At 31.6% G+C, this 8585-nt stretch carries 9 protein-coding genes; 8 read left to right on the top strand and 1 reads right to left on the bottom strand.

The genetic code is table 11. The features are described from left to right. Positions 1–521: 521 nt before the first annotated feature. The 3 genes from rpsD (at position 522) to pyrE (ending at position 2774) form a co-directional block, all read left to right on the top strand. On the top strand, positions 522–1127 hold the full coding sequence (rpsD, locus tag BR82_RS0113820) for a 30S ribosomal protein S4 (RefSeq protein ID WP_027090654.1): 606 nt from the start codon (positions 522–524) through the stop codon (positions 1125–1127). Between the two features lie 294 nt (positions 1128–1421). Continuing rightward, complete coding sequence (gene pyrF, locus BR82_RS0113825) at positions 1422–2129, top strand: orotidine-5'-phosphate decarboxylase (protein WP_027090655.1); 708 nt, start codon at positions 1422–1424, stop codon at positions 2127–2129. A 12-nt stretch (positions 2130–2141) separates the two neighbouring features. After that, entirely contained in the window at positions 2142–2774 is a 633-nt protein-coding gene (gene pyrE / locus BR82_RS0113830) for an orotate phosphoribosyltransferase (RefSeq protein WP_027090656.1), read from the top strand. Between the two features lie 577 nt (positions 2775–3351). Here pyrE and BR82_RS0113835 read toward each other — a convergent pair. After that, positions 3352–4152, bottom strand: coding sequence for a helix-turn-helix domain-containing protein (locus BR82_RS0113835; RefSeq protein ID WP_027090657.1), 801 nt, complete (start codon positions 4150–4152; stop codon positions 3352–3354). A gap of 164 nt (positions 4153–4316) precedes the next feature. On the opposite strand from BR82_RS0113835, the gene BR82_RS0113840 reads away from it, so the two are divergent. From BR82_RS0113840 to tagD, 5 genes are all read left to right on the top strand, one after another. Next, positions 4317–5093 carry an SDR family NAD(P)-dependent oxidoreductase gene (locus BR82_RS0113840; RefSeq protein WP_027090658.1) on the top strand — a complete coding sequence of 259 codons (777 nt, stop codon included), beginning with the start codon at positions 4317–4319 and terminating at the stop codon, positions 5091–5093. Between the two features lie 12 nt (positions 5094–5105). After that, positions 5106–6329: an L-lactate MFS transporter gene (locus BR82_RS0113845; RefSeq protein WP_027090659.1), complete on the top strand. Its 1224-nt coding sequence runs from the start codon at positions 5106–5108 to the stop codon at positions 6327–6329. Between the two features lie 238 nt (positions 6330–6567). Next, positions 6568–7389: an ABC transporter permease gene (locus BR82_RS0113850; protein WP_027090660.1), complete on the top strand. Its 822-nt coding sequence runs from the start codon at positions 6568–6570 to the stop codon at positions 7387–7389. Positions 7390–7398: 9 nt separating this feature from the next. Continuing rightward, positions 7399–8226, top strand: coding sequence for an ABC transporter ATP-binding protein (locus BR82_RS0113855; RefSeq protein WP_034865155.1), 828 nt, complete (start codon positions 7399–7401; stop codon positions 8224–8226). A gap of 9 nt (positions 8227–8235) precedes the next feature. Beyond that, a partial coding sequence (gene tagD, locus BR82_RS0113860; protein ID WP_027090662.1) for a glycerol-3-phosphate cytidylyltransferase occupies positions 8236–8585 on the top strand: 350 nt, incomplete at its 3' end.

Below are 8585 nucleotides of genomic sequence, written 5' to 3' on the forward strand. Positions count from 1 at the left end.
AATCGATAAAAGGCAGGACATATTTATGGTATTATCAGATAAGCAGGGGGATAAAGGAGATATTGAAATATGCACACAAAGGGATTAAAGAATTTCAGGGAATAAGAGAGAAGAAAGAATATGTACAGCTGGAATTGAAGCTATGAGAAGAAAGGTAATGATAAATAAAAAAAGTCATGAAAATGACACTTTTTTAGCTTGAAAAAAATAACACAAAAACAAAAAACAGGTGAGAAAAATCATGAAGTTAGATATAAATATTAATCATTTTTAAAAAGGCACTTGAAAAACATGCAAAATAACGAAACTCAAAACAAAAAAATATTGACGTAGCCTAAAAAAAAGTGTATGCTTATTAAGCAACAAATGATAGCAGCACATAGAGTTTTGAAACGAGCGTTTATAACTAATGTTTGTAAAGTAGCTGGCTGCAAAGTGAAATACTTAATATAAACACAATTCAAATAATCTATGCAATGTTATTGTTTTATGCAAATAAAACAATAAATGGAGGAAAACAAATGTCACGTTATACTGGACCACAATGGAAGATCTCTCGTCGTTTAGGATTTTCTACTTTAGAAACTGGAAAGGAATTAAGCAGAAGAGCTTATGCTCCTGGTCAACATGGTCAAAAAAGAAAAAAACAAACAGAATATGGATTACAATTAGCTGAAAAACAAAAAGTAAGACATATGTATGGAGTTAATGAAAAACAATTCCACAACACATTTAAACAAGCTGGTAAAATGAGCGGTATTCATGGTTATAACTTCCTTTGCTTACTAGAAAGTAGATTAGACAATGTTGTTTACAGATTAGGTTTTGCACCTACAAGAAGAGCTGCAAGACAGTTAGTAAACCATGGTCATTTTTTAGTAAATGGAGTTAAAACTGATATTCCATCTTATCGTGTTAAAGTTGGGGATGTCGTTGAAGTTAAAGAAAAATCTAAGAATTTAGCTGTTATTAAATCTGCTTTAGAAAACAGAGTACATACACCTGCTTTCGTTGAAGTTGATGAAGCTAAATTAAGTGGTAAATTTGCTCGTTTACCTGAAAGATCTGAATTGAATCAAGAAATCAATGAATCATTGATCGTTGAATATTATAACCGTATGGGTTAATCCGATAGGATTATGGTATATGCTATCTTTGCAGAGGGTAGCTATACCTTTTTTTATGCGATTTAATAAAAATATAATGTATTAGAGAAAATTATTTGATATAATAGGTGTGAAACTAATGCGTGCTTTGCATGGAGAATATCATATATTCGCACATGCGATGCAAAGGACGCATTAGTTTGATTGTACGAAATCGCAAGATTTTCGTGCAAGAAAACGTTAGTTTCACACCTATTGTACGAAAGAGTACCGTAGGTGCGATTTCGTACAATATAAGTCAATATGGAGGTAATTATGACAGACAGTAGAATTTGTATAGCTTTGGATTTTCAAAATAAAGAAGAAGTAAAAGAATTTTTAGAAAAATTTAATGATGAAAAATTGTATGTAAAAGTGGGAATGGAATTGTTCTATGGTGAAGGTATCGAAATGATTAAAATGATCAAAGAAATGGGACATAACATTTTTTTAGATCTAAAATTACATGATATTCCTAATACTGTAAAAAGTGCGATGAAACAGCTGGCTAAATTAGATGTTGATATGGTCAATGTTCATGCTTCTGGTAGCAAAGCGATGATGAAAGCAGCGCTTGAAGGATTAGAAGAAGGAAAAACGGGTGATAAAAGACCAGCATGTATTGCAGTTACATGTTTGACGTCACTAGATCAAGATGTACTAGATAATGAATTATTGATTCATGAACCGTTAGAAGAAGTTGTTTTAAAATGGGCTCAAAACGCTAAAGAAGCAGGATTAGATGGCGTGGTTTGTTCACCGTTAGAATCTAAAATCATCCATGATAATCTAGGTGAAGAGTTTCTAACTGTTACGCCAGGGATCCGTCTAGTAGATGATAGTGTAAATGATCAAAAGCGGGTTACAACTCCAGCTATGGCACGAGAACTTACTTCAAGTTATATTGTAGTAGGAAGAACGATTACTGGATCTAATGATCCATATGCAACTTATAAAAAAGTGTATCAAGATTTTCAAGGATAGAGGAGAAAGATGATGAAAGAATTAATTGCCAAAGATTTATTAGATATCAAAGCGGTTTTTTTGAGACCAAATGAACCATTTACATGGGCTAGTGGGATAAAATCCCCTATTTATTGTGATAATCGTTTGACTTTATCATATCCAAAGGTTCGTAAAGATATTGAAACAGGACTAGCAAAATTAATTAAAGAAAATTTTCCTGAAGCAGAATGTTTGATGGGAACAGCAACAGCAGGAATTGCTCATGCAGCATTAACAGCAGAAATCTTAGCGTTGCCAATGGGCTATGTTCGTGGCGGAGCTAAGAGCCATGGACGTAATAATCGTATTGAAGGTAAAGTAGAACCTGGTATGAAAGTCGTTGTTGTTGAAGATTTGATTTCAACAGGTGGAAGCTCTTTGGAATGTGTTGAGGCTTTAAAAGAAGCAGGATGTGAAGTTATTGGATTAGTCGCTATTTTTACATATGGATTACCTAAAGCAACTGTTAATTTTGAAGCTGCTAATTGTAAATTTGTTACTTTGACTGATTATGATACATTGATTGGGGTAGCAAAAGAAAATGATTATATTAAAGAAGCAGATATTGAAAAGTTAAAAGCCTGGAAAAAAGATCCAAGTGATGAATCTTGGATGGTTAAATAAGAGACTTGATTTATATTAATACAATGTTATCATTAAGAAGTTGTAACGAGATAAATGATTTTTAGATTATTTAGAAGTATTACAGCTTCTTTTTTTGATTTTTAGTGGAGCACTTTATATTATTAGTTTTCAAGAAATTATTAGATAAGAAAGGTCTTTTTATACAATAAAGGCATCTTATTATAAATTGTTTTTTAGCGCAAATTATTGGTTTTTGTTCTATCGTTTTTAACTTCATTTTCTGATGTTGAATCTTGCTATTTCTAATTTACACCAGATTCGATGCTTCTTATCTTGAGTAATGATAAGTCCTAATGTTCCTTTTGAATAGATACTTCTTTCTTTTAATGTTTTTATTGCAATGACATATTCATATGTATTTTAGTTGGAAAAATCAATATATTTTGTAAGTTTGATGCTCTTAATTGTTCTTGATTATTTTTAAGTGCATCAATGTCATAAGAAAATGTAAAATCCAGTTGTAACGTAAGCTGAAATGAGTTATTTTTACATGTTAAATGTACGATTATTTCGTACATTTTTGTATTTTTGGAATTATTGGTCGTTACAGTCTTTTTTATATGGGAATCCAGATATTATGCCAGTTGATGTAATCAGCATGGGGTTTACTGTAAGCGACGATCTGAGTAATAATATCACCATTTAATTGCAGGTTATTTTTTTTCATATATTCAAAAGCAGGATCTAAGGCATGAAAAGTGAGAAATTGTTTTGAACAGGAAGATATGCACATATATAGGCATTTTTGTGGAGGGTAATAATGAATATATTTTGTTTCGTGAATATCTAAAAAATGTGCATATTCTTCTTCAATACCAACGCCAAAATAAAAATCGGTGTTATTATTTTTGATGTGTTCTTTTGGAAAAAGTGCTGTTGAAAATATAAAGGGAACATTTTGACAAAAATCTTTTAATTCTTTTTGTTCTTGTTTTGTTAAATCTATATGATAACATTTTTGACTGTCAATGCGATAAATACCAGGACTCATTTGAATGGAAAATTGGTTGTTTTGACAATCGTTTAATAATTGACGATTTAATCTTAATTTTTTTAATAAATTCATTTGATATATAATATTTTTTTGAATGATTTCTTCTTGTCCTTTTAAAACATGATCGATTTGTTCAATGTTTTCCTTTTTTAACAAGGCAGCTGTTTCTTCAATATTTAGACCAAAGCCTAAATAACAGCGTGCGCGAATTAAAACATGCAAATCCCAGGCAGTATAATAGCGATAGCCGCTTTCTTCATTATGAAGTGGCTGAATAATATTTTTTCTTTCATAATAACGAATTGTTTCAGCAGTGACACCAAGTATTTTTGCAAGTTCACCAATTGTATATGTTGTATACATTTCTATCCCTCAACTTTCAAATAGTTTTAAAGTTATGAGGTTATTTTAGCATAATTTGTCATAAAAATCTTAAAAGTTGGCTGAAAATAGGCTATTGACTCTCAAATAATTTGAAAGTTTAAAATGTTCTTGTTAAAAAATTATCAAGTATAAAGGAGAAGGTTATGAAAGAAAAAAAAGTAGTGCTCATTACAGGTGGAGCAATGGGACAAGGGCGAGCTCATGCCTATATGTATGCAAAAAATGGTTTTGATGTGGTTTTAGCAGATATGCTAGAACCAGAGACAGAAGTGTTTCAAGAAACAATAAAAGAATGTCAAAAGTTAGAGGCCGATGTTTTAGCAATGCGTTGTGATATTACATCTACACCAGATACGGAAACATTGTTTGAAAAGGCTTGGGAAAAGTTCGGAAGATTAGATGTTGTGATTGCTAATGCCGGTATTATTAATTTTGGTTATACTTGGGAACTTACAGATCAACAAGTTGAAAAAGTAATGGATATTAATTTAATTGGAACATGGCGTACTAATAAATATGCAGCTAAATATATGTTGAAACAGGGATTTGGTAGAATTATTAATATTTCTTCTACATCAGGGTTATATGGAACACCTAAGCTTGCAACATATTGTATGTCAAAATGGGGAATTTTAGGTCTTACAAAGACACTTGCTAAAGAAGTAGGACCAAAAGGTATTATTGTTAATGCATTATGTCCAACCAAGGTGAAAACACCTATGTGTGAAACGATGGAATATGTTCAGTTTATTAATGATTTGACTGGTAAAAATTTTAAATCAGTTGAAGAAATGTACAACGGTGTACCATTTTTGGAAGTTGAAGATATTGCCAGTATGGTTTATTGGTTAGGAACAAGTCGTGAAGCAGGAAAATTTAATGGAAGAGAGGTTCCATTAGATTTAGGAACATTACAGTAGGGAGGAATAAAGATGAATATTACAAAAGCAACACGATGGCGTGTTTTTGCTGGGGTATGGATTCAAAGTCTATTTACTTCAGCAACAGCATTCTTTAGTTTATTTTGCTTGCCATTATGTAATTTATTTGATTGGAGCACTTCTGATTTTTCAATGGCCTATACGATCTATATGTTTATTTATTGTGCGGTAGGATTTATTGGTGGTATTTTAGCAGAAAAATTACAGCCAAGAGTGGCAATTTACATTGGATTGATTTTCTTTGCGGGTGGTTGGATATTAACTGGATTTGCTAATACGATACCGTTTTTATACATTGCTTATGGTGTGATTGCTGGAGCGGGTGCAGGCATGATTTACCCTGCTTGTTTGCCAACTGCTTTGAAATGGTTTCCTGATAAAAGCGGTTCGATTTCAGGACTGGTGCAAGCTGGAGCTGCTTGTGGACCATTTATTATGTCACCAGTGGCACAAATGTTAATTGATTACTTTGGACCACAAAGTGCTTGTCAAATTCTAGGAGTTATTTTCTTGATTGGTGTAGGGGCAGTTGCCTGGATGATCGTTCCTTGTCCAGAAGGATGGCAGCCAGAAGGATGGCATCCTTCACCAACACAAAGCCAGGAGTTGCAAAGTCAAAATTATAATATTCCACAAATGATTAAAAAACCAGTTTTTTGGGTCTTATTAATCATGTTTATTTTTGCCAATGCAGCCGGAACAATGATGGTTTCAGCAACATCACCAATTGCACAAAATCAAATCGGTTTATCGGCAATGGATGCAGCTTTATGTGTAAGTTTGATGACTTTATTTAATATGTTTGGGCGTATTTCTTTTGGTTTTATTTATGATAAACTTAAAGGATGGAATTCATTGATTTTAGTTTTACTGCTTAATGGTATCTCTATGTTAATGTTAACAATAGCTAAAAGTTATGTATATTTTATCATTTGTATAGCTTTAGTTGGATTCTCATTTGGCGGATTACTTGTTGTTTTTGCACCAATGGTGAAAATTATTTTTGGCTCAAAATATTATAATCGTAACTATGGTTTGATTTTTATAGGTTATGGTATTGGTGCCTTTATTGGGCCTAAAATATCAGCGAGTTTTTACGATGCTACAGGTTCTTATATGATGGGATATTTAGGTTCGGCTATTTTAGCAGCTGCAGCAATTCTATTAGTCATTTTAGCTAAGAAGATGACAGAAAAAATGTCAGTTCACTCATAGGTAAGTGGAGAAGATATGTTTCTTCTCCATTTTTATTGTTTAATAGTAAAAATTAATTATATAGTTTAATCATGTTAATAAAATAAAGAGATTAAAATCAATAGTTTAAATGAATAATTATAATAATTGACTAATTTATGCGATATTTGGTGAAAAATATAGATATTTCAATTGCAATTTGGTTGTGCTATAATTATAATGCTATAGAAGTAGATGAAAATAATTCTGGAGGTGTACAATGCTAAAGAGTATTAGGTATGTTCTAAAAGAAAATTTTACTAACTTATTTAGAATATATTCAATTGCAAAATATGAGTTGTTATCAGATATGCGAGATTCTCGATTAGGGGTATTTTGGAACTTTGCTAATCCAGCAATTCAAATTATTACGTATTATTTTGTTTTTGGTGTTGTGATGGAGCGTAATGCTGTAGATGGAATTCCCTTTATTCAATGGATGTTAGCGGGAATGGTCGTTTGGTTTTTTATTAGTCCTTGTATTACTCAGGGAGCTAATGCAATTTTTTCTAAAATAAATGTAATTACGAAAATGAAGTTTCCAGTAAGTGTTTTGCCAGCTACGGTTATCTTGAAAGAATTATTTAATCATGCGTGCATTATGTTATTGATGATTATTTTCTTTATGATTCAAGGAATATATCCTTCTATTCATTGGTTGGGAATAATCTATTATTGTTTTGCGGCGTGCTGCTTTGGGGTAAGTTTATCAATGATAACTTCTGTTTTAAATATGATTGCAAGAGATACTCGGAAACTTATTTTAGCTTGTATGCGGCTTATTTTATATTTAACACCTATTTTATGGCCGATAACACGGTTTGATAAACCGGAATTGTTGGATAGTTTGATTCGTTTTGTCATGAAAGTAAATCCGATTTATTATATTGTCTGCGGTTATCGGGATTGTTTTTTATATCATTATGGGTTTATGCATTATTGGAAACAGATGCTTGTTTTTTGGGGCGTTACAGGAATTTTATTTGTTATAGGATGTTGTATGATGTATAAGTTTAAGCATAAATTTATTGATATGATATAGGTGGTAATAATGGAAGATTATGCAATTAAATTTGAACATGTTTCAAAAATATATAAATTAAAAAAGAAAAATGATGGTAAAAATAAAAGTAATAAAACAAAGCGCTTTTATGCTTTAAAAGATATTAGCTTTGAAATTCCCAAAGGAGAAGTAGTAGGAATATTGGGAACTAATGGTTCTGGTAAATCGACTCTCTCACTTATTTTGGCAGGAATTAGTGAAATTGATGAAGGAACAATGCATATTAATGGTGAACAGTCATTAGTAGCAATCAATACCGGGTTAAATAAACAGTTAACGGGATTGGAAAATATTAATGTTAAAGGAGCATTATTAGGTTTATCTAAAAAACAGATTCAAAGTATTATTGATGGCGTCATCGAATTTGCAGAACTTGGTGATTTTTTATATCAGCCGGTAAAAAAATATTCTAGTGGAATGAAATCACGGTTAGGATTTTCAATTTCATTGTATTTAAATCCTGATATTATAATCGTTGATGAGGCACTATCTGTAGGTGATAAAGGTTTTGCACAAAAATGCCTTAAGAAAATGGATGAATTAAAAGATGAAGGCAAGACGATAATTTTTATTTCGCACTCTTTGCCTCAGGTAAGAAAGTTTTGTCAAACAGCCATGTGGATCGAAGGCGGGATGTTGCAGGAATACGGAGATGTTGATGAAGTCTGCGACCATTATGGTGAATATGTTGATTATTATAATAGTCTTTCAGGTAAAGAAAAAGCTAAAATCAGAGAGCATAAATTTGAAAAAAGAATTGTTCAAAATCCACAGATTGGTTTTTGGGAAAAGGTTTTTGACCGGATAAAAGGATAGGTGAAGATAATGAAGAAGGTTATTACATATGGAACATTTGATTTATTTCATGTAGGGCATTTGAATCTTATTAAAAGAGCTAAAGCGTTGGGAGATTATTTGATCGTAGCAGTAAGTTCAGATGCGTTTAATGCACAAAAAGGGAAAAAAGCATATCATAGTGATCAAGATCGTAAAACGATTCTTGAGGCCATTAGATATGTTGATGAAGTTATTTTTGAAGAATCATGGGATCAAAAAATCAAGGATGTAAAGGAACATGATGTTGATATTTTTGTCATGGGCGATGATTGGAAAGGGAAATTTGATTTTTTAAAAGATTATTGTGAAGTAGTATATTTACCTCGTACAGAAGGTAT

The organism is Thomasclavelia saccharogumia DSM 17460 (genome assembly GCF_000686665.1).
In the GTDB taxonomy this organism is placed as follows: domain Bacteria; phylum Bacillota_I; class Bacilli_A; order Erysipelotrichales; family Coprobacillaceae; genus Thomasclavelia; species Thomasclavelia saccharogumia.